Annotated in this window: 22 protein-coding genes; 13 read left to right on the top strand and 9 right to left on the bottom strand. The window is 70.0% G+C overall.

Translation table 11 applies throughout. The features are described 5' to 3' along the window. Positions 1 to 80: 80 nt before the first annotated feature. The 6 genes from amrb99_RS50245 to amrb99_RS34245 all read left to right on the top strand — a co-directional run bounded on the left by amrb99_RS50245 (position 81) and on the right by amrb99_RS34245 (position 4,080). Positions 81 to 287 (top strand): NAD(P)H-binding protein, encoded by a 207-nt coding sequence (locus tag amrb99_RS50245; RefSeq protein WP_206700211.1) that lies wholly within the window; start codon positions 81 to 83, stop codon positions 285 to 287. Next, on the top strand, positions 287 to 607 hold the full coding sequence (locus tag amrb99_RS50250; RefSeq protein WP_206700212.1) for a hypothetical protein: 321 nt from the start codon (positions 287 to 289) through the stop codon (positions 605 to 607). Before amrb99_RS50245 ends, amrb99_RS50250 begins: the two co-directional genes overlap by 1 nt. Beyond that, positions 604 to 939: a hypothetical protein gene (locus amrb99_RS50255; RefSeq protein ID WP_206700213.1), complete on the top strand. Its 336-nt coding sequence runs from the start codon at positions 604 to 606 to the stop codon at positions 937 to 939. The genes amrb99_RS50250 and amrb99_RS50255 overlap by 4 nt, the downstream gene beginning before the upstream one ends. After that, positions 936 to 1,889 carry an alpha/beta fold hydrolase gene (locus tag amrb99_RS34235; RefSeq protein ID WP_194737424.1) on the top strand — a complete coding sequence of 318 codons (954 nt, stop codon included), beginning with the start codon at positions 936 to 938 and terminating at the stop codon, positions 1,887 to 1,889. The genes amrb99_RS50255 and amrb99_RS34235 overlap by 4 nt, the downstream gene beginning before the upstream one ends. After that, entirely contained in the window at positions 1,886 to 2,584 is a 699-nt protein-coding gene (locus amrb99_RS34240) for an SDR family oxidoreductase (RefSeq protein WP_190864053.1), read from the top strand. Before amrb99_RS34235 ends, amrb99_RS34240 begins: the two co-directional genes overlap by 4 nt. Before the next feature lie 323 nt (positions 2,585 to 2,907). After that, positions 2,908 to 4,080 carry an MFS transporter gene (locus amrb99_RS34245; protein WP_190864055.1) on the top strand — a complete coding sequence of 391 codons (1,173 nt, stop codon included), beginning with the start codon at positions 2,908 to 2,910 and terminating at the stop codon, positions 4,078 to 4,080. 505 nt (positions 4,081 to 4,585) lie between these two features. On the opposite strand, the gene amrb99_RS34250 is transcribed toward amrb99_RS34245, so the two are convergent. Next, entirely contained in the window at positions 4,586 to 4,792 is a 207-nt protein-coding gene (locus tag amrb99_RS34250) for a winged helix-turn-helix transcriptional regulator (protein ID WP_190864057.1), read from the bottom strand. On the opposite strand from amrb99_RS34250, the gene amrb99_RS34255 reads away from it, so the two are divergent. Together amrb99_RS34255 and amrb99_RS34260 are read left to right on the top strand one after the other, a co-directional pair. Beyond that, positions 4,785 to 5,006, top strand: a complete 222-nt coding sequence (locus amrb99_RS34255; RefSeq protein WP_190864060.1) for a hypothetical protein — start codon at positions 4,785 to 4,787, stop codon at positions 5,004 to 5,006. The genes amrb99_RS34250 and amrb99_RS34255 overlap by 8 nt on opposite strands. After that, positions 5,003 to 5,248 (top strand): hypothetical protein, encoded by a 246-nt coding sequence (locus amrb99_RS34260; protein ID WP_190864062.1) that lies wholly within the window; start codon positions 5,003 to 5,005, stop codon positions 5,246 to 5,248. The genes amrb99_RS34255 and amrb99_RS34260 overlap by 4 nt, the downstream gene beginning before the upstream one ends. Before the next feature lie 135 nt (positions 5,249 to 5,383). On the opposite strand, the gene amrb99_RS34265 is transcribed toward amrb99_RS34260, so the two are convergent. The 5 genes from amrb99_RS34265 to amrb99_RS34285 all read right to left on the bottom strand — a co-directional run bounded on the left by amrb99_RS34265 (position 5,384) and on the right by amrb99_RS34285 (position 11,648). Next, positions 5,384 to 6,049, bottom strand: a complete 666-nt coding sequence (locus amrb99_RS34265) for a winged helix-turn-helix transcriptional regulator (protein WP_190864064.1) — start codon at positions 6,047 to 6,049, stop codon at positions 5,384 to 5,386. 543 nt (positions 6,050 to 6,592) lie between these two features. After that, positions 6,593 to 8,125, bottom strand: a complete 1,533-nt coding sequence (locus amrb99_RS34270) for a PQQ-binding-like beta-propeller repeat protein (RefSeq protein WP_190864067.1) — start codon at positions 8,123 to 8,125, stop codon at positions 6,593 to 6,595. A 340-nt stretch (positions 8,126 to 8,465) separates the two neighbouring features. Then, positions 8,466 to 9,314, bottom strand: a complete 849-nt coding sequence (locus tag amrb99_RS34275; protein WP_190864069.1) for an NAD(P)H-binding protein — start codon at positions 9,312 to 9,314, stop codon at positions 8,466 to 8,468. 10 nt (positions 9,315 to 9,324) lie between these two features. After that, positions 9,325 to 10,329, bottom strand: a complete 1,005-nt coding sequence (locus amrb99_RS34280) for a saccharopine dehydrogenase NADP-binding domain-containing protein (protein WP_190864071.1) — start codon at positions 10,327 to 10,329, stop codon at positions 9,325 to 9,327. Positions 10,330 to 10,421: 92 nt separating this feature from the next. Then, on the bottom strand, positions 10,422 to 11,648 hold the full coding sequence (locus amrb99_RS34285) for an NAD(P)/FAD-dependent oxidoreductase (protein ID WP_190864073.1): 1,227 nt from the start codon (positions 11,646 to 11,648) through the stop codon (positions 10,422 to 10,424). A gap of 317 nt (positions 11,649 to 11,965) precedes the next feature. Here amrb99_RS34285 and amrb99_RS34290 point away from each other — a divergent pair, with 317 nt between their 5' ends. The 5 genes from amrb99_RS34290 to amrb99_RS34310 all read left to right on the top strand — a co-directional run bounded on the left by amrb99_RS34290 (position 11,966) and on the right by amrb99_RS34310 (position 17,113). Continuing rightward, the gene (locus amrb99_RS34290; RefSeq protein WP_190864075.1) at positions 11,966 to 12,229 is read left to right on the top strand and encodes a hypothetical protein; all 264 of its coding nucleotides are present in this window, start codon (positions 11,966 to 11,968) and stop codon (positions 12,227 to 12,229) included. 430 nt (positions 12,230 to 12,659) lie between these two features. Then, on the top strand, positions 12,660 to 12,839 hold the full coding sequence (locus amrb99_RS34295; RefSeq protein WP_190864077.1) for a hypothetical protein: 180 nt from the start codon (positions 12,660 to 12,662) through the stop codon (positions 12,837 to 12,839). A 76-nt stretch (positions 12,840 to 12,915) separates the two neighbouring features. Beyond that, positions 12,916 to 13,563 (top strand): TetR family transcriptional regulator, encoded by a 648-nt coding sequence (locus tag amrb99_RS34300; RefSeq protein ID WP_194737425.1) that lies wholly within the window; start codon positions 12,916 to 12,918, stop codon positions 13,561 to 13,563. A 119-nt stretch (positions 13,564 to 13,682) separates the two neighbouring features. Beyond that, positions 13,683 to 15,812: an acetate--CoA ligase family protein gene (locus amrb99_RS34305; protein WP_190864079.1), complete on the top strand. Its 2,130-nt coding sequence runs from the start codon at positions 13,683 to 13,685 to the stop codon at positions 15,810 to 15,812. A gap of 95 nt (positions 15,813 to 15,907) precedes the next feature. After that, complete coding sequence (locus amrb99_RS34310) at positions 15,908 to 17,113, top strand: amidohydrolase family protein (protein ID WP_190864081.1); 1,206 nt, start codon at positions 15,908 to 15,910, stop codon at positions 17,111 to 17,113. A gap of 106 nt (positions 17,114 to 17,219) precedes the next feature. On the opposite strand, the gene amrb99_RS34315 is transcribed toward amrb99_RS34310, so the two are convergent. The 3 genes from amrb99_RS34315 to amrb99_RS34325 are packed head-to-tail and all read right to left on the bottom strand — an operon-like array spanning position 17,220 to position 20,080. Next, on the bottom strand, positions 17,220 to 18,350 hold the full coding sequence (locus amrb99_RS34315; protein WP_190864083.1) for a hypothetical protein: 1,131 nt from the start codon (positions 18,348 to 18,350) through the stop codon (positions 17,220 to 17,222). A gap of 27 nt (positions 18,351 to 18,377) precedes the next feature. After that, positions 18,378 to 19,253, bottom strand: coding sequence for an ABC transporter permease (locus amrb99_RS34320; protein ID WP_190864084.1), 876 nt, complete (start codon positions 19,251 to 19,253; stop codon positions 18,378 to 18,380). Further along, positions 19,250 to 20,080 carry an ABC transporter ATP-binding protein gene (locus tag amrb99_RS34325; protein WP_190864087.1) on the bottom strand — a complete coding sequence of 277 codons (831 nt, stop codon included), beginning with the start codon at positions 20,078 to 20,080 and terminating at the stop codon, positions 19,250 to 19,252. The genes amrb99_RS34320 and amrb99_RS34325 overlap by 4 nt, the downstream gene beginning before the upstream one ends. Positions 20,081 to 20,100: the final 20 nt, after the last annotated feature.

The raw sequence follows: 20,100 nt of genomic DNA on the forward strand, positions 1-20,100 counted from the left end.
GCGCGGCGAGTAGTACGAAAGTTGTACCAAAAAGTATCGTACTGTAACTTAGGTCGCATCCTCGAATGGAAGGAGGACCGATGATCCTCATTACCGGAGCGAATGGGCGTCCCGGGTCGGCGGTCGTGCGGGAGTTCGCGCGGAGCGGGCGGCCGGTCCGCGCGCTCGTGCGGAACCCGGCGGAGGCGGAGGGCTTGCGTGACCTGCCGGACGTCGAGATCGTCCACGGCGATGTGCTCCGGCCGGAGACGCTCCAGGGCGTGCTGGCGGGGTGGGCCGGGTACTGATGATCTCCAACGCCGGTCCGGAGATGCCGGAGACCCAGTGCACGTTCATCGACACCGCCATCTGGGCGGGTGTCGGGCACATCGTGAAGTTCTCCGGCAGGGACTCCATCGACGGGTTCGACAACGAGCAGTTCCGCTCCAGCCGGAGCCACGAGCAGATCCGGCGCTACCTGTTCGCCTCCGGTACGCCGTGGACCGTGCTCCAGCCGAGCCAGTTCATGCACGTGTACTTCGAGGAAGTGCCCGACATCGACGACATAGCCAAGGTGGCCCACCAGGTGCTCACCACACCCGGTCACGAAGGCGAGATCTATCCATGACCGGCCCGGAGGCCCTCACCATGGCCGATGCCGCCCGGTACATCGCCGAGGCCGTCGGCACGCCTGTCCGCTACGTCGATGTGCCCTTCGAGGACAAGGAGCAGGCCTGGTTGGCCACGGGGTATCCGCCGCCGCGCGCGACCGCGTTCTTGCAGCTCTTCCGGGAGCGTCGCAGGCTCGGCCGTTCCTCGGTCGACCACAGCACCCACGAGCGCTTCGGCGTCGAGCCGGCCACCGTCGCCCAGTTCGCCCGCCGCTACGCCGACGTCTTCCGCGGAGACGCCGCCGACACCGTCACCCCCGGCCTGGTCGCGAACGGCGGCAAGCGTTGATCACGGAGACGGGACCGGCCGCTCCCGCGGACCCGGACGCGAAGACGTTCGTGTTCGTCCACGGGGGCGCACACGGCGCCTGGGCGTTCGAGCGGGTGACGTCGCTCCTCGTCAAGGGAGGCCACCATGTGGCGACGCAGGACCTGCCCGGGCATGGGCTGAACGCCCGCCTTCCGCGGTCGTACGTCGCTCGGCCCCTCGATCCGCAGGGGTTCGCGACCGAGCCGTCCCCTCTCGCGCACGTGACCTTACGGGACTACTGCGACCAGGTCACAGGCACCATCAGGAGGCTCGCCGAGCTCATGCCGCACCGCCGGATCGTCCTGCTCGGGCACAGCATGGCCGGGCTCATCCTCAACCAGGTCGGGGAGACGGTCCCCGAGCTCATCGACCGCCTGGTCTACCTGTCCGCCTGGATGATCGCCGATGGCACGTCGTTCGGCGACTACATGGCAGCGCCGGAATTCTCCACCGGGCTGATCCCCACCGTTCTTCTCGCCGACCCGGCCGTCGTCGGCGCGCTGCGGATGGACTTCCGGTCAGCCGACCCGGACTACCGCGCGCGTGTCAAGGCGGCCTTCGGCGCCGACGTGGACGACCGCGACTGGGACGCCGTCACCCACCTGCTGACGCCGGACACCCCCATCGGACCACTCGCCGAGCGGGTCACCATCACGCCGGACCGGTGGGGCCGGATCCCGCGGACCTACATCAGCTGCACCGACGACCGGGCCGTCCCGCCCGCGGCCCAGAGGCGCTTCATCGCCGAAGCCGACAAGCACACCCCGGACAACCCCACCGACGTACGAGAGCTGCCCACCGGCCACTCGCCCTTCGTCTCCCAGCCGGAACGACTGGCCGAGGTCCTGCTGACGCTCGGCCGGTTCACGGGCGGGGCGGCCGGTCACCGCAGGGCCACAACCGAGTATTTCGTCAAGGAGAAGCCATGAAGATAGAGGGCAGTACGGCGTTCGTGACGGGTGCCAACCGCGGGCTGGGCCGGCGCTTCGCCGAGCAGCTCGTGGCCCGGGGCGCCACCGTCTACGGCGGTGTCCGCAACGTGGCGTCGCTCGAGGTGCCGGGCGTGATCCCGGTGCGGATCGACGTCACGGACCCGGCGTCAGTGACCGCAGCGTCGGACGCCGTGCCGGAGGCGTCGCTGCTGATCAACAACGCGGGCTCCTACACCGGGGCGTCGGTGTCCGACGGGTCGCTGGAGGACATCCGCCTGGAGATGGAGACCCACTACTTCGGCACCCTGGCGGTGACCCGGGCGTTCGCCCCGCAACTGGCGGCCAGTGGAGGCGGCGCGATCCTCAACGTGCTGTCGGTGCTGTCGTGGCTGACCTTCCCCGGCTACAGCGGTTACGCGGCGGCGAAGGCGGCGCAGTGGTCGCTGACCAATGCCCTGCGGCTCGAGCTCGCGGCGCAGGGCACGCAGGTCACCGGGTTGCACGTCGGCTATCTGGACACCGACATGGTGGCGTCCGTCGACGCCCCCAAGAGCGACCCGGCGGTGATCGCCGCGCTGGCGCTCGACGCCCTCGAACAGGGGTCGGTGGAGATCCTCGCCGACCAGGACGCGCAGCAGACCCAGGCGAACCTCGCGGGCGGAGTCTCGAAGCTGTTCCCGATCATGGCCTGAGCGGCTCGGCCAGGAGATCCGCGCCGGGCGGGGCCTCCGGCATGACCGGTTCGATCTGCCGAGGGCCCCCAGGCGGAGCCACAGTGCGTAGCCTCGCGGGTCGCCACGGAAGGAATGGAATGGGGCCACGGCGCAATAGCGAGGGCAAGGCCCCTGATCGGACTTCGCGCGTCCGCCTGCCGGGGGCGACGACGACCGTTCCTGTGGAACCTGATGGGGGCCTCGGTCTGCGGACGGAAGATGAGACCGCGCCCGCGCCACGCGGATCACCTGGTTTCCCGGGCTCGCCGGGGGAGGGGGATGTCGGCGGCGGATACCGCGCCGTGTTCGGAGTTCAGGAATTCCGGGCGGTATTCGCGGCGCATGTTCTCACTGTGCTGGGCGGTGTCTTCGCCGAGGTCTCGCTGGCCGTGCTCGTCTTTCGGCAGACAGGTTCAGCGCTGTTGACGGCCTTGATCTTCGCTCTGGGTTTTCTGCCCTATGCCCTCAGCGGCGTGCTGCTGTCCGGCCTCGCCGATCGTTGTCGCCCCCGTGGCCTGCTGGCTGTCTGCGATCTGCTGTCGGCGACCTGCATGGCGATGATGGCCGCACCGGCGACACCACTCGCCGCACTCTTCGTCCTGCGGTGCGCCGTCTCGATGATCTCACCGCTCTTCACGGGCGCCCGGGCGGCCAGCCTGGCGGAAATCATGCCGGGCGACTTGTATGTCCTGGGCCGTTCGCTCGTGCGGATCGTCTCGCAGAGCTCCCAGATCGTCGGCTACGGGCTCGGCGGCCTCGCGTTGGTGTGGCTGCCGCCTCGGGCCGCGCTGGCCACGGCGGCGGCCGCTCATCTCGGCTCGGCTCTTCTGCTGCGTCTCGGCACCCGCGAGCGGCCTGCCCGGGCTTCGGGAGGCGGCGCGATTGTGCGCCGGTCGTTGGTCTCGGCCGTGCGGCTGCTGGGTGAACGCCGTATTCGCGCTCTACTGCTCATGTGGTGGGTCCCGCCGATGTTCTTCGTCGTGGCCGAAGGAGTGGCGGCACCCTTCACGGACGCGGGTGGAGCGAGCACGGCCGGGTTCGGGGTGTTCCTCGCCGCGATGCCCGCAGGCACCGTGGCAGGCGAAGTGCTCGCCGGCACCCTGCTCGGGCCTGCCGCACGCAGCCGCATCACCCTCCCGCTCGCGGCGGTCTCGCTCCTGCCGATGGTCGCGTTCGGGCTGCACCCGCCCTTGCCGGTCGCCACGGTGCTCATGTTGCTCGTCGGGCTATGCGCCGCCTACACGCTCGGCATGGACCAATGGTTCGTGGACGCGGTGCCGGAGGAAAAGCGCGGTCGAGCCATGTCGCTGCTGGGCGCCGGACTGATGACCCTTCAGGGCCTCGGAATGGCAGCCGGCGGCGCGCTCGCCAGCGCCGTTCCACCGGGTGCGGTCATCTGCGGATCCGGAACCATCGGCACGTTGAGCCTGCTCGGCGTGCTTTGGACGGTACGAAAGTCTGGTGAAGGGAGGTGAGAAGACATGGGAAACGCATCGCGCAAGCGGAACTGGTTGCCCAGCTGATGCCAGCCACGGCTCATGGCGGGCCGCCGTGGGATCACGCTGACGCGTGACGCGTGACGCGGACGAGGTGGCGAGACTCGGCACGCCACCTCGTTCCGTCCGCTCGCGACGCGACGGAACAACTACACGCGCGCCGGTCGGTCTGCGGCGGGCCGGTGAAGACGGCATCGGATTCGTCGGGGCGCAAGTGCCCGGAGAGCAGACCGAGAACGGTCGCCGGGGCCGCGCCGGACGACAAGGTCAGCGTGATCCGCGGTGCCGACCCGGGCCTGGACGCGGCCGCCGCCGGTGCACACGACGACGGACTCGTCTCCGGTTTCGCACTGGATCGTGCGCTCAGCGCCGTCCGCCCTAGGCTGGTGGATGACATCCGCCGCCAGGACGAGTCACCTTGACCGGAACTCGTCACCTTCTTACGGCCGGGCCATCAAGGGCGCGCCCCAGCGGGTCAGCTCCCTCAGTGCGGGTTCCCTTCCCGGCCGGGTTCGGTGAGCCGGTAGACGGTCGTGGCGATAGGTGGCGGTTCCTTCCGGCTGGTCACCACTCCCGCCTCGGTGAGCTTGCGCAGCCGGTCGGCCAGCATGTTGGAGGCGACGCCTGGCAACCCGTCGAGCAGGTCGGTGTAGCGGCATGGCATGATCAGCAGTTCCCGGAAGATGAGCATCTACCTGCGCTTCACCGCCGCCAGTGGTGCCGTGACCGTGGCGTTCTTCGCGCTATCGGGCTTCATTTTCCTGATCACCCAGTGCTTCCAGTTCGTCAAAGGCTATGCCCCGCTGGAGACCGGCGTTCGCCTGCTTCCGGTCGCCCTGTCGGTCACGGTTGGATCGGTGGTCGGCGCACGGCTGACGTCCGGGCGGGCAACAAGGCGGTCGTGACCGCCGGCCTCCTGCTGAGCACTGCGTTGCTGTGGATTTCCACAGCGTCCGGCGACACCGTCTACCTGTGGCTGGCGCTCCAGGTGGTCGTCCTTGGAGCGGGCATGGGGCTGACCAGCGCATCGGCGATGGAGGCGATCATGGGTGCGGTGTCGCGGGACAAGGCCGGCGTCGGATCCGCCGTCAACGACGCGACGCGGCTGCTCGGCGGACTCTCGGGGGCGCCGCGTACGGCTGCCTGACGGCCGCCGCGTTCGTCACCATCGGCGCCGTCTTCGCCGCGCTCTTCCTTCCCGCCGATCCCACCGTGCCCCGTGCCTCCGAAACCGAGGCCCTTCCGGATCCGGTCACTTCCTGACGGACGGCCGGACGGTCGCTCACGGAGAGGACGCGACCTCGGGACGTGAGAACGCGGCGAGGAGGCGCTCGAAGGCCTCCGGGGCGCCGCTCAGAGTGACCAGGCCCGAGCTCAGGGCCTCTTTCAAGCCCAGGCTACCGATCATGAGGGACGCGAACGTCCTGGCGTCGGTGTCAATCGCGGCGTCCGGGCGGTCCGCGTCCCCTCGTTCGATGTCGAGGCTTCCGGCGGTGACGCGGACGACGTAATGGTCCTCGCCGAAGCGGATCGCGTAGGTGGCGTCGAAGTGGTCACCGACCGCGGGGCCGAAGTCGTCACGCAGCGCCAGCATGACCGCGTCGCTGCTGATGTGGGCGCTCAGGTCGCGGAACGGTGAGCGCCGACCCCACCGGCCGAGCTCGACCAGGACCGGCTCGAGCTCCCGGCCCCAGTCGGTCAGCTCGTACACCCACGACGCGCCCGGGGGAGGGAGCTTGCGGCGGCGGACCAGCCCGAGTTCTTCGAGCTCGCGAAGGCGGCGGGACAGCCGGTTGGGCCCCGCTTTGGGCAGCCCAGCCCGCAGGTCGGTAAACCTCTTGGGACCGAACAGCAACTCGCGGACGACCAGCAGGGCCCAGCGCTCACCGATGAGATCCAGCGCGTGCGCCGTCGCGCAGGCCTCGCCGTAGGTTCGGGTGCTCTCCACGCTTCGATTTTAGCTGTAGAGGTTCCATAAAGAGCTCATCCAGTTCTCTTAACGTACTAACCGCGCCTTCATCTGCGGCTCGCGGAGTCTGATCGTTGACCTGGGAAAGTGCCTCTGGCCTGGAAAGTGGTCTGCTGGACGCTTCGAGCCCGCGGCCTCGATCAGTGCCCGGCCGGGGCGCTGGCGCGGTGACGGCGGGCTCGCCTGGTTCATGATCCGAGGGAGACAGTCGCGGCGCGGGGCCGGCGATGACGTCGGCGTGGGGCTGAGACTGCCTGGCCGCGTTCTCACTGACCCTTTTCGGCAGCCTGGGGTGATCGTGATCAAGGAGTGATCGCGATGCCGACTTTCGGCCAGTGAAGAGAAGAAGTCCCTGGTAGGCGGCTTGATCAGCACAATCTCGACGTCCGAACCATACCCGCGAACTCGAGATCGACGTAGGGCGGATCGTCGGTCGGCTCTCGGAAGGTCGGTCGAGAAGCCTTCAAGCGCTGCAGCCTTTTCTCGGTCTCGCTCGAGGTCGTCCTTCGATGGGGCAGAGGCTCAGCGTAGGACGCGGGCGGGTGCGTCCTCGGTGATGACGGATTCGGTGCCGTCCTCGGCCACGATGACGAAACGACCGGCGGTGCGCCACAGGTCGGCGGTGTTGATCTGTCTGGTGCCGTGTACGGCGACGGTGGCCGGACGTTTGCCGGTGGCGGTGTCGACGCGGGCGATCGTGTCGACGGTGAGCGCCCAGACGGCGTCGCCGTCCGCGGCGATGCCGTTGAGGTGGTCGTCGAGTTTCGCGGTCCAGCGCAGCGTGCCGTCGATGAGGGAGAAGGCCACAAGGCGCCCTCTGGCGCTGCGGCTGATGCCGTTGTCGCCGTCGTTGGAGATGCGGACGTCACCCGGGCGGGTGGCGGAGGTGATCAGCAGGTCCCCGACGACGACCGCCCCATAGGCGGGACGGGCCGCGAATGACGTCGTCGAGAAGCCGGGTTCGTCGAGCGGTATGGCCAGCTCGCCGCTGGTCCCCGTCTGCGGGATCGTGGCGCGCGCACGCCCGGACCCGTCATAGGACACCACGGCGCGGGTTCCGCGCGGACCGCTCTCGAAGATCCAGACGGTCACCGGGTCGACCGACAGGAGCGCCAGGTCACGCGGTTCACCGCGCGCGGGCAGTGGGGCATGCCACAGCTCGCGGCCGTCGGACGGGGACAGGCTGCGCAGCACCGGTGCGGCGCCGCCGCAGGTGGCGGCGGTCACCACCCGGTTCGGCCCGGCGGCCACGCGCAGAGGCGAGCACCCGTGTCCCGCGCCCGCGCGCCAGAGGGTCCTGCCGTCCGACATGTTCACGGCCCGCCAGCCTTCGCCGTCCTGGAGCACCACCGAGCTCCGGGTCGCGGCCACCGTGCCAGGTGTGGACGGGGACCAGCCAGTGGACGGCCCGTGCACGGCTGTCGTCCACCGCGGCCTGCCGGTGGGCAGGTCCAGCGCCGTCACACGGTCGCACTCGGGGCCGTCGGCATGGGCCTCGGTGTAGCCGATCAGGCCGGTGCCGGACGCGGTCCGATCGCTCATCGCGCACACCACCTCGCGGCCGGGCGGCGCCCATGTCCAGGCCACCCGGCCGTCGCCGAGCCGGTAGGCCACCACGATGTCGGGTCGGGCCCGGACCACCAGGTCGCCGACCGTCCAGTCGCCGACCGCGCGGACATCCCCGGGACGGTCCGCCGGTGCGGCCCATACCTGCGAGACGCCCCTCCCGATCGTCGCGTAGAAGAACCAGGCCCCCAGTGCCACCCCTATCAGCAGCGCGCACAGCCGCACGGCGTGCGGCTTCTCCCAAGCGGCCACTGTGATCCCGCCCAGGGCCGGCATGAACACCAGCAGGAGGATCAGCATCGTGGGGGAGCGATGACCGCCGAAGCCGAAGGCCATCTGGGCGCTCACTCCGACCGTCGCGACCGCGATGCAACCGAACACCGTCGCCAGGGCGATCGACCCCGCTGATCGTCGGAGACCTCCCACCCTGGCGCCGCCGTCCGGACGATCTTCCGGCCTCCCCGGGTCGTCCTCAAGTTCCGTCAGCATGTCCGCGCCCCGTCCCTGCTGGAGTAGTCGCCCATCCACCGCGACCCACCGCCCTACCTGCCGGTCGACCGCCTCCCAGGGCCCATGCCGTTCCCATGGCGAGCGGGACAATCAGCTCGCGGCGGCCCCTGAGCAACTGCCTCATCGGAGCCTCTTTCCATATGAAGCGAATAAGTCTGGCGCATGCTGCGGCCTTCCGGGTGATCGGAGTTAATGACCAACCACCTCGACTTCGACGACAACGGCGCGCGTCACGACGCCGCGAGCCTCCATGGCAGATCGTTCTCCGCACCAAGCGGCCGGTGGTGACATGACCCGCGACCCCGACCGAGCTGATGGTCTATCCGGAGGCGAGGTATTCGCGCAGGGTCAATGGCGGGCGCCCAGCGAACTGCTCGATCGTCTCGGTGACGCGGAAAAGCTCGTGGCCGGATCCGATGGCGGCGAACATCGTCCACAGATGGGTCAGGTGCTCGACCGTTACCTCGTCGCGGTAGATCGACAACGCCTGCTTCGCCCAAACATTTGGGTCGACGTCGGCGTAGGGGACGCCGAAAGTGGAGGCTGTCGTACCGGCTGTGAGGATTTCACCCGCCAGCCAGAGCACGGGATCGACTGGGCCCTCGGTGCGCAGCACACCGGCGGCGACGCGGGCGACGTCCTCGGCCGCGATCAGCGGGACCACGGTGGCCGGGGAACCGAGCGGCAGGGCCAGTTCGCTGCGGTCGCCGATAGCGACGCGCAGGTTCTCGAAGAACACCGCCGCACGCAGATGCACCGCACCGATACCGGCGCGGTCGAGAGTCTGTTCGGCCACCCAGTGCCGGCGCATGTGCGGGGTGCCGGCGTCGCGCGCCGAACCGAGTTGAGACACCGCGACCACCCGCTCCAAACCCGCGTCGCGTGCCGCGGCGGCGAAAACGGCCGCCGCATCGAGCATTCCGGCGGTTACCGGGTAGGTGAAGTAAGCACGCCGCACGCCCTCCACCGCAGGCAGCAAATGGGTGATCTCGCGCAGATCGCCGACGACGATCTCGGCGCCGAGCTCCTTCAGTTCCGCAGCACGGGCATCGTCGTTGTGTACGAACGCGCGCACCGGAAGGCCCGCGCGGACGAGAATTTCGGCAACCATGCGGCCGGTGCCACCTTGACTGCCGCCGCCGGCACCTGTGACGAGGATGGGTTCCATTTCTGTTCTCCTACTGCTGTTCTGGTAGGTCGAGTGTGAATGCTCCGCGGTTGACGAGAGCGGTGAGGAAATCGGTCGCGTCGAAAGCCTCTGCGGGACTGGCAACTCCGCTCTTGGCGCGGCCTTCGGTGAGCCGGACGGCTGCCTCCACCGATGCCAGCGCGGCGGCCCGCCACAGGTCGCGGCCTCGCAGGCTCCCCGCCGCCGAACCGTGCGCGGCGAGAACTTGTGCGGCGACGGTGAATTCGCTGGCGGCGCGCGCATCGGCCGTAACGTGTTCGCTGGTGAATGCCTGTTCCTCCGCGAATGTGTTGGCGGTCAGTTGGGCCTCCACCGACCGGGTACGAGTATGCCGGGGTACGGTGACGGCCTCCGGGAACGGCACTGGAGCGATCATGGGCCGCGGGCCGACCGGAGGCGGAAAAGCGAACACAGCACTGCGCGGCTCGATGAACCCGGTTTGCAGTGCGCCATCGGCGAAACCGATTCGCTCGGTATCGGCGAACAGCAGGCGCGCCGTCTCCACGGCACCGTGTGTCATCATCCAATTGCTCACGGCGTAAGCCACTGTGATGCGGTCGATCTCGGAGACACCGCGCGCGACGGCACCGGCGAGCAGGTCACCTATACCCCCGTAGAAGCTCACGCTGGGCAGCACGGTGACGCCAGCGCTCTGCGCGCGCGTGGGAAAGGTATCGAACAGGTGCTTGACCGTATGTACCTCGACCGAGTGATCGATATAGTGGCAACCGCCCTCGACCGCAGCCCTGGCAATCGGTAGCGCGGTGGTGGCGAAGGGGCCCGCGCAATGGATGATGACGTCGGCCATCTCGGCGAGAGTGCGCAAGGCTGCGGGCTCGTCGAGCCCCGCCGGCAGAATCCGCTCGTGTCCCAGCGCGGCGAGCGCAGCCGGGTCCCGGTCGGACAGGACGACATCCTTTCCGCGGGAAAGAAGTTCGGCGGTGACAAGACGACCGGTGTGACCGGTGGCCCCGTAAATGGCGAAAACGCTCATTGACATCAACTCTCTTTCGGTTCCAGGTGGCAGCCATCTGGGTCCTCGATCCCTTTTAGATGGCCGCGGACATGGCAGGTCGACCCTCTGTGTCAATGGATTGCATGGCTCAGATTCACCTTGCCTGCTCGCAGAATGGCGCGGGGAGTGAGCAGTTCCCTCGGAGTGATGAGGCGCGAACCAAATCGGTAAAGGTGAGAGGCCATTTCCTTGTCGCGGGCGGCGGCAGAGAACATGAGCCGTTCGGCGGCGTTGAATCCTCGGGCCTGGGCGTATCGCCGGATCTGGGCTTGGTGACCGCGAAGCGCTCGGGTGTGGCGAGCGTCGTAACGCTCCAGCGCGGAGTCGAGCTCCTGCTCGTCATCCAAGGACTTGGCGACGGCGTCGACAAGCCATTGAGCGGACAACAGGGCCCATGACCCCCCGATCCCCCAGACCGGGTCGGTGGCCAGGGCGGCATCACCGATGAGAGCCAGCCCTGGACGCGACGGTTTCCGCTGGAACAGTGGGAAATTCGTGGTACCGATGATCTTCGAGATCCGCTCGGCGGCCTCGATGCGGGGCGCATCGGGAAGCGCGTGGATGTAGTCGCGAAACGATGTCGCGAGGTTGGCATTGAAGGCAGCGAGGTGGTCGGCTCTGTTGGGGGCCGCGACGATAACGCGGATCCCGTCCTCATTGACGAACGAAAATGCGCAGTCCGGGCCCATGAACCAGGCGCGGCTGAGACCGTCGTCCTCCGGGAAGTCACGGAAGTAGGAAAAGAACCCGAACCGCAGATTGCGTGATTTTCTGGTCCGGATACCCGCTGCCGCGGCCACCGCGGAAGAGCGGCCGTCCGCACCGACGATCAGGGGCGCCGTCAGATCGATCTCCTTGCCGCGGTGGGTAGCTCGAACCCCGTGGACGCGTCCGTCACGCTCGAGCACCGCCGTCGCCGCATGGCCGAGCATGAGGTCGACACCGGTCGCGGCGGCGGCGCGGCGACGCAACAGCGGATCGAGAGTCTGCCTGCGCAGGTTCAGGCCGGACGGCACCGTGCCATCACGTTCCGGCGTGATCCAGCCCCATTCGACCCACCAGGATGCGTGGTTCGGTGCGGCGCCCGCAGTCCGCAGCGCTGCGACCAGGTCGAGCCGTTCGAGTACCGGCATGGCGCTGGCGTGCAGGGAGTGGGTACACAACACCTTGTACGCGTCCACCGATGATCGCTTCTCCAGCAGCGCGACACGGGCGCCCATCGATGAGAACAGCAGCGCCGCAGTGCACCCCGCCAAACTCGCGCCGACGATCGCCACGTCATAGTCGTCCTGTGCCACAGGCGCCTCCTCAACGGTCCTACATGTCTAGACACCTCGAGCAAGCCAAACCGATCGGTGGCGCGGCGACTGTTTTCGGATCGGCACGCGCGACGTAGGTGGAAATCGGCGGTTCTGCATCAGCGACGGCAACCACATCACGACCCGCAGCGAGCTGGCGCAGCGTCGATAGGTAATCGAGCACGAGGATCTGGGCGACGGCGGCGTCGACGTGCTCGCCACGCAAGCCTCACCAGGGGGCAAGCCCTCAACGCCTAGGCGGGCACGTGCAGGCGCCGACAGTACCCAGCGGGATCCCCGTCATCGGACACATCCGCTTGGACCGGCTGCGGGCCGCGGACGTGGAGGCGGTGTTCGAGGCCATCGACGAACGCAACGACCTCATCACCCACGCCCGCACCACCGGCGACCCGGCCCTGCGCGCCCGCGTGAAGGGCTGCAGGGTGGTCGGGGCGGCGACCAAGCACCGCATTCGCGCCACCTTGCGCGCCGCGCTCAACAAGGCAATCAGGGAACGGCGCATCGACCTCAACGCGCCTTCCTCATCGAACTCCCGCCCGGTAAACGCCCCGAGGCGCTGATCTGGAGGCCCGAACGGATCCAGCAATGGGAACAGCCCCGCGACGCCTACATCACCGTCAAAGCCGAAACCCGCCGCACCCAACTCGGTGGCAGAGGCCACAGCAACCGGATCAAGCCCATCGACGTCGACCTCGACACGGGAACGATTAGGGCGCGGTGGCAGATCACACAGATCGGCGGCACCGTCCAGCAAGGACCGCCCAAGCCCGAGGCCGGTGAACGCCAGGTCACCCTGGACAAGCACACCATCCAGGAACTGGCCGGCCACCGGGCTCGCTCGAACAACGAACGGCTCGCTGCAGGCAGCACCTGGAACGACAGCGGCTTCGTCTTCACCGACGACGCCGGGAATCCCCTCCTGCCCGAATATGCACTGGACCGATTTCAGTTGATGGCCATGGAAGCCGGGCCTACCGCCCGTACGACTCCATGACCTCCGTCACCGCACGGCCACCAGCCTGCTGCGCGCCGCACGACCTGAAAGTCGTGCAGGAGACCCTGGGACTATCATCGATCACCATTGCCTCCGACACCTACACCAGCGTCCTCTCTGACTTGGCCCGCCAATCGGCCGAGGACGCCGCCGCCACCCTCCTCAAGGCTGGGTAAGAGCCGAGGGGGCCGACGTCGCCGTTCTGTGCGGGACTCGTGGGCCGTGCGCGGCCGGAGGCCCTAAACTGACGGTATGCCAGAAACCGTGCTGACCGCAGACGGCAGGGTCGCGGGCCGGCGGGCCAAGGCGACCCGGCAGCGGCTGCTGAGCCGCCTCACGGAGATGCTCGCCACCTCGCCGTACCGCGACATCACGGTGATCGACGTGGCCCGGCGAGCCGGGACGTCCCCCGCCACCTTCTACCAGTACTTCGCCGACATCGAGGCCGCCGTCCTCACCATCGCGGCCGAGATGGCCGAGGCGGGAAGGCGGCTGCGCCCGCTCGTCGAGGACCAGCCGTGGACCGGCAAGTCCGGCTACGAGACGGCGCAAATGCTCGTCGACGGCTTCCTGGACTTCTGGCGCGACAACGAGGCGGTCCTGCGGGTGGTGGACCTCGCCACGATCGAGGGCGACGAACGCTTCCACACGCTGCGCGTCCGCATGCTCAACAACGTGGTGACCGCGCTCGCCGCGGTGATCGCCGAGCAGCAGGAGCGCGGCCGGGTGGCCGAGAACGTCGATCCCGAGGCGATGGCCGGGGCGCTCGTCGGGATGCTGGCGCACAACGCCGCCCACCAGCGCGGCTACGAGGCGTGGGAGATCAGGGTCGAGGACCTGCGGGAGAGCATGGCCCAGCTGGTCTTCTGGGCCGTCTCGGGCAAGCGCCCGCCCAAGTAGCCTGCGGCCGGGCGGCCGCGGACGCCCACGTGATCCGGCGAGGCCGGGACCGGGCCTTCTCCCGTCCTTGTTTCTGATGACCCATCAGATTTCGCCGCTTCCGTGGTTAAGCTGACGGTATGTCAGATAACAGCCCCTCGCGGGCCGAGGACATCGAACGGGACGTGAGCGGCCGGGTCCTGGCGCTCCGCGGCGAGGATCTCGGCGTGTTCTTCAGGCCGCGCACGCTCGCGGTCGTCGGCGCCTCGGACACGCCAGGCCGGCCGAACACCGCCGTCTACCGGAGGCTGCGCACCTGGGCCGGGCGCGTCGGCGCGCGCGTCCACCCGGTCAACCCCGGGCGCGACCTGGTGGACGGCGAGCCGTGCCACCGGTCGGTGGCCGACGTGCCCGAACCCATCGACGTCGCCGCCGTCCTGGTCGGCGACCCGGCCGGGGTGCTCGACGAGCTCGCCGCGGCCGGGGCCCGCTTCGCCGTGGTCTTCGCGTCCGGCTTCGCCGAACTCGGCGACGAGGGCAGGGACGCGCAGGAGCGGATGGGCCGGCTCGCGCTCGACGGGCTCCGGGTGCTGGGCCCGAACACCAACCTCAACGCGTTCGAGGAGTTCCGCGACGACCTGGACGGTCCCGCGATCGCGCTCATCTCGCAGAGCGGCCACCAGGGGCGCCCCGTCTTCCAGGCGCAGGAGCTGGGCGTCCGGGTGTCGCACTGGGCGCCGACCGGCAACGAGGCGGACCTGGAGTTCGCCGACTTCCTGCGGCACTTCGCCGACCTGCCGGAGGTCGGCGCGGTGGCCGGGTACGTCGAGGGGTTCAAGGACGGCCGCACGCTGATGCTCGCCGCCGACCACGCGGCCCGGCGCGGGGTGCCGGTCGTCGTGGTGAAGGTCGGGCGGACCCGGGACGGCGCGTCGATGGCCGCCTCGCACACCGGCAAGCTCACCGGGTCCGACGCGGTCGCCTCCGCGGTGCTCGGGCAGTTCGGCGTCACCCGGGTCGACGGGCTGGACGAGCTGCTGGACACCTCCATGCTGCTGGCCCGCGCGAAACCGCCGGTGAGCGGCGGGGTCTGCGTGTACGCCATCTCGGGCGGCACCGGCGCGCACATGGCCGACCTGTGCTCGGCGGCGGGCCTGGAACTGCCCGAGCTGTCGGCCGGGACGCGGAAGGCGCTGCACGAGTGGATTCCCGGCTACCTGCGGGTCTCCAACCCGGTCGACAACGGCGGCCATCCGGTCGGCGACTGGCGCGGGCGCCGCATCCTGGAGACGATCGTGGCCGATCCGGCGGTCGGGGTGCTGATCTGCCCGATCACCGGCGCGTTCCCGCCGATGAGCGACGTCCTGGCACGGGATCTCGCCGAGATCGCCGAGCGCACCGACAAGCCCGTCTGCGTGGTGTGGGGCTCGCCGGTCGGGACCGAGCCGGCCTACCGGGACGTCCTGCTCGGCTCGCGGCGGCTGGCGGTGTTCCGCACCTTCGCCAACTGTGTCAAGGCGGTGCGCGCCTACCTCGACTTCCACGAGTTCCGGGGCCGGTACCGGTCCGCGTTCCCGGACGCGCCGCGGACCCCCTCGCCGGCCGCCGCCGGGGCGCGGCGGCTGCTCGCGGCCGGCCCCGCCTCGGAGCACACCGCCAAGGAGCTGCTGCGCGCGTACGGGATCCGGACGCCCCGCGAGGAGCTCGCCGGCAGCGCCGCGGCGGCGGCGCGGGCCGCGGCGGCGATCGGGTTCCCGGTCGTGCTGAAGGGGTGCGGCCCGGACGTGGCGCACAAGTCCGACCTCGGGCTGGTGCATCTGGACCTGCGTTCGGCGGCGCAGGTGCGCGAGGCGTACCGGCGGGTCGCCGCGCATCCCGGGGTCGACGCGGCGCTGGTCTGCGAGCAGGTGCGGGGCGGCGTCGAGACGGTCGTCGGGCTGGCGCACGACGAGCTGTTCGGCCCGACGGTGATGGCCGGGCTGGGCGGGGTCTTCGTCGAGGTGTTCCAGGACGTGGCGTTCCGGGTGCCGCCGTTCGACGAGGCCGAGGCGCACCGGATGCTGGCCGGGCTGCGTGGGTTCCCGCTGCTGGGCGGGGCCCGCGGCCGGCCGCGGGCCGACGTCGGCGCGCTGGTCGACGTGATCATGAAGGTGCAGCGGATGGGGCTGGAGCTGGACGGCGTGCTCGCCGAGCTGGACATCAACCCGCTCGCGGTCCTGCCGGACGGTGCGGTCGCGCTGGACGCGCTGGCCGTCGGCCACTTTGGCTGACAGCCCATCAGATCTGCCGCCGGGCGACCTTCCGGAATCGGCGGCACGCCACTACCTTGTTTCTGACGACCCATCAGATAAGTGGGGTGCACATCATGAGCCCGTCCTTCGGCGAGCTACCGAAGATCATCAGCGTCGACGACCACGTCGTCGAGCCGCCGCACGTCTGGCGGACCTGGCTGCCCGCCCGGCTCCGCGACCGGGGCCCGCGAATCGAGCGCCGCGGCATCGGCTCGGTCGAGCACATCGGCGGCGGCACCTACCGCCAGACCTTCGACGACGACGGCCCGCAGGCCGACTGCTGGGTCTACGAGGACCTCGTCTACATCCACAAGCGCCATGTCGCCGCCGTCGGGTTCGACCGCGACGACATGACGATGTCCCCCATCACCTACGACGAGATGCGGCCGGGCTGCTGGGACCCGAAGGCCCGGGTCGCCGACATGGAGCTCAACCATGTCGAGGCGTCCCTGTGCTTCCCGACCTTCCCCCGGTTCTGCGGGCAGACCTTCACCGAGGCCAAGGACCGCGAACTCGGCCTGGCCTGCGTGCGGGCCTACAACGACTGGATGGTCGAGGAGTGGTGCGGTGACTCGGGCGGGCGGCTGATCCCGCTCTGCCTGATCCCGCTCTGGGACGCCGAACTGGCGGCCCAGGAGGTGCGCCGCAACGCCGCGCGGGGCGTCCGGGCGGTCTGCTTCAGCGAGATCCCGCCGCACCTGGGGCTGCCGAGCGTCCACTCCGGCGCGTGGGACCCGTTCTTCGCCGCCTGCCAGGAGACCGGCACGGTCGTGAGCATGCACATCGGGTCGTCGTCCAAGATGCCGGCGACCTCGGCGGACGCGCCGCCCGCGGTCTCCGCCGCGCTGTCGTTCAACAACGCGATGGCCTCGCTGTGCGACTTCCTGTTCTCGGGCGTCCTGGTCCGCTTCCCGCAGCTGGAGGTCGCCTACTCCGAGGGGCAGATCGGCTGGCTGCCCTACGTCCTGGAGCGGGTCGACGACGTGTGGGAGGAGCACCGGGCCTGGGGCGGCGTTCGGGACACCATCCCCGAGCCGCCGTCGACCTACTTCCACCGCCAGGTGTACGGCTGCTTCTTCCGCGACGTGCACGGGCTGGAGTCGCTGCACAGGATCGGCGTCGACCGCGTCACCTTCGAGACCGACTATCCGCACACCGATTCGACCTGGCCGCACACGAGGAAGGTGGCCGAGGAGATGTTCCAGGGCCTCGACGCCGAGACCGTCTACAAGATCACCCGTGGCAACGCGATCCGGATGTTGAAGCTCGACCTCGTCTGAGCGTCCCCCGCCGCCGCGCCCGGCGCGGCGGCGGGGGAGGCCCGCGGAACCAGCGCGGCCCCGGAACCGTCCTGCCGGTTCCGGGGCCGCTCCGTCCGTGCCCGGGTCAGGGTTTGTGGCCCACGGCCTCCTCATAGAAGGTGCGGTCGACGGCCTCGGACTCGGGCACCGTTTTCCCGAGTGCGCCGCCCTCGACGTACGCCTTCTGCAACCGGTCGGTCGTGCCCTTGCGGATCTCCCAGTCCCAGACCGGGGCTGGGACGGCGGTGAGCGCCTCGGGCTTGAGGCCGAGGTTCGACGCCAGCTCCCCGACGAACGCGGCGTTCTTCTTGTAGTCCCCGGTGAAGTAGGTGTTCACGATCCGGATCAGGGCGCGGACGAACGCGACGCCCGCGTCCGCGTTCTTGCGCAGCATCCCCGGCCCGTAGATCAGGCCGCCGAGCGGCTCGCCGAGGGGCTGGCCGCCGAGGAACTGGAACCCGGGCCTGCCGTCCACCTCCTTCCAGACCGGGTCGACCATCCACGCCGCGTCGACGCCGCCGTTCTTCAGCGCGGTCACCGTGTCGGCGGGCCCGGTGAGGCTGGTGAAGCGGACCTTCTTGAGGCTGGTGCCGTGCCGGCCGAGGACCTGGCTCATCGGATAGGTGATCACGCTGCCCTTGCCGATGAGCGTGCCGACCCGCGCGTCGCCGAGCCTGACGGCGGCGGGCGCGGCGCCCTTCGGTGCGCGGGCCCAGAGCCCGGACTTGGACTGCGGGCTGGAGGAGTAGTTGCCGAGCACCCAGCGCAGTTCGAACCTCTGCTGGAGGCCGTTGAAGAACGCCGCCTCGGGCGCGGACCACATCGCGTCGAGGTCGCCCTTGGCCAGCAGCGGGATCGAGTCGGCGACCCCGAGCTGCTTGAACTCCACCTCCAGGTTCTCCTTGGCGAACTCGCCCTTGGCGATGCCGAGCCGCAGCGGGGCCACGAACTCGGCCGATCCGGTGCTGGCCGAGATCGTGATCCTGGTCTTCTTCGCCAGCGGCCGGGGCGCGGGCGCGCCGGGCTTGCAGCGGGCCGGGGCGCGGTCGGGCGCCAGGTCGGCTGGATCGCTCCAAGCCGCCGCGTCGCAGCCCGCCACCGGAGTGATCGGGCGCGCCTTGCGCGGGGCGCCGGAGTCGGCGGCGCCCTTCGCGCCGCACGCGCCGGCGGCGAGCGCCACCGCGGCGACGATGGGAACGAACAGGGGAAGTCTCATGGTGTCCTCCGGTGCCGAAGCGCCTGGTCAGGTACGGACGCGGTCACGGTCACCGGGCGCCCAGGGGGTCAGCCGCCGGCCGAGGAAGCGGATGATCTCGGAGAAGATCACGCCGAGCACCGCGACGCAGACGATGCCGACGTACATCACGTCGTTCTGGAACAGCGCCCGCGAATTGAAGATGAGGTAGCCCAGCCCGTCGGTCGCGGCGACGAACTCCGAGGCCACGATGACCAGGACGGACACGCCCGCCGCGATCCGGGCGCCGACCATGATCTGGGGCAGCGCGCCGGGCAGCAGCACGTGCCGGAACATCTGCCACCGGCCCGCCCCGAAGACCTCGCCCGCCTCGCGGTAGCCCTCCGGGACGGCCAGGAACGCCGACATCGTGGAGATCCACACGAAGAAGAAGACGGTGGCGGCGACCAGCGCGAGCTGCGGCCCCTCGCCGAGGCCGAACATGTTGAGGAAGATCGGCAGCAGCGCCAGCTTCGGCACCACGTACAGCGCGTCGAGCAGGGGCTCCAGCGCGGCGCGCACCGTCCGCGAGGTGCCCATCACCAGGCCGAGCAGCACGCCGACGCCGGTGCCGAGCAGGAAGCCGAGGACGACCCGGCGGCTCGTCGCCCAGACGTCCGGCCAGAGCCTGCCGTCCATGGCGAGGTCCCACCCGTTGGCGACGATGGTGGACGGCGAGGGGTACAGCCGCGCGTCGATCCAGCCGCGGTCCGCGGCGAGCTGCCACAGCCCGACGAGGACGACCGGGACGGCGATCGCCAGCCCGAGCTCCAGCGTGCGCCGGCGGGTCGCGGCGGCCGCCGGGGACCGCTCGGCGGGTCCCGGCTCGCGCACGATGATCCGCTCCTCGGCCGCGGCCGGCCGCAGGGTTCGCTGTTCGGTCATTCTCCGCCACCTCCGGCCGGTTCGATCTCGCCCCGCAGTAGGTCCCACAGCTCGGCCTTCAGTTCGGCGCACTCGGGGGAGTGCCGGACGTCCCCGCTGCGCGGGCGGCCGAACGGGGGCGTGCGCTCGGCAAGGACGCGGCCGGGACGGGCGCTCATCACCAGCACCCGGTCACCGAGGACGATGGCCTCCTCCAGGCTGTGCGTGATGAACAGCACGGTGCGCCGGTCCGCCTCGCAGATCGCCAGCAGCTCCTCCTGCAGGATGGTGCGCAGCTGGGCGTCGAGAGCCGCGAACGGCTCGTCCATCAGCAGGATCTCCGGCTCGACGGCGAGCGCGCGGGCGATCGACACCCGCTGCCGCATGCCGCCCGACAGCGAGGCGGGGTAGGCGTCGGCGAAGTCCGTCAGCCCCATCCGGGAGAGCCAGTCGCGGGCCCGCCGGGTCGCCTCCTTGCGCGGGACGCCCTGGACGTCCAGCCCGAAGCGGACGTTGCCGAGGACGGTCTTCCAGGGGTAGATGCCGTAGTCCTGGAAGATCATCGCGGCCGGGTGCCGGGCGGTGGCGCGGATCTCCAGGCGTCCGGCGCTCGGCCGCAGCAGCCCGGCGACCAGCCGCAGGAACGTCGACTTGCCGCAACCGGACGGCCCCACCACGCAGCAGAACTCGCCCGCCGCGATGTCGAGGTCGACCGGCCCCAGAGCGTGCACGTCCGCGCGGCCGCGGCGGAACCGGCGCTCGACCCCGGTCGCGTGGATGGCGGCGGGCGGTGGCTCCGAATCGTGCCGGGGGATCGTAGAACTCGTTCTGTTTCGGGCGAGTTCCATGGTCTCACCTCCAAGGACGC

The sequence above is a fragment of the Actinomadura sp. RB99 genome, assembly GCF_014706005.1.
Classification (GTDB): domain Bacteria; phylum Actinomycetota; class Actinomycetes; order Streptosporangiales; family Streptosporangiaceae; genus Spirillospora.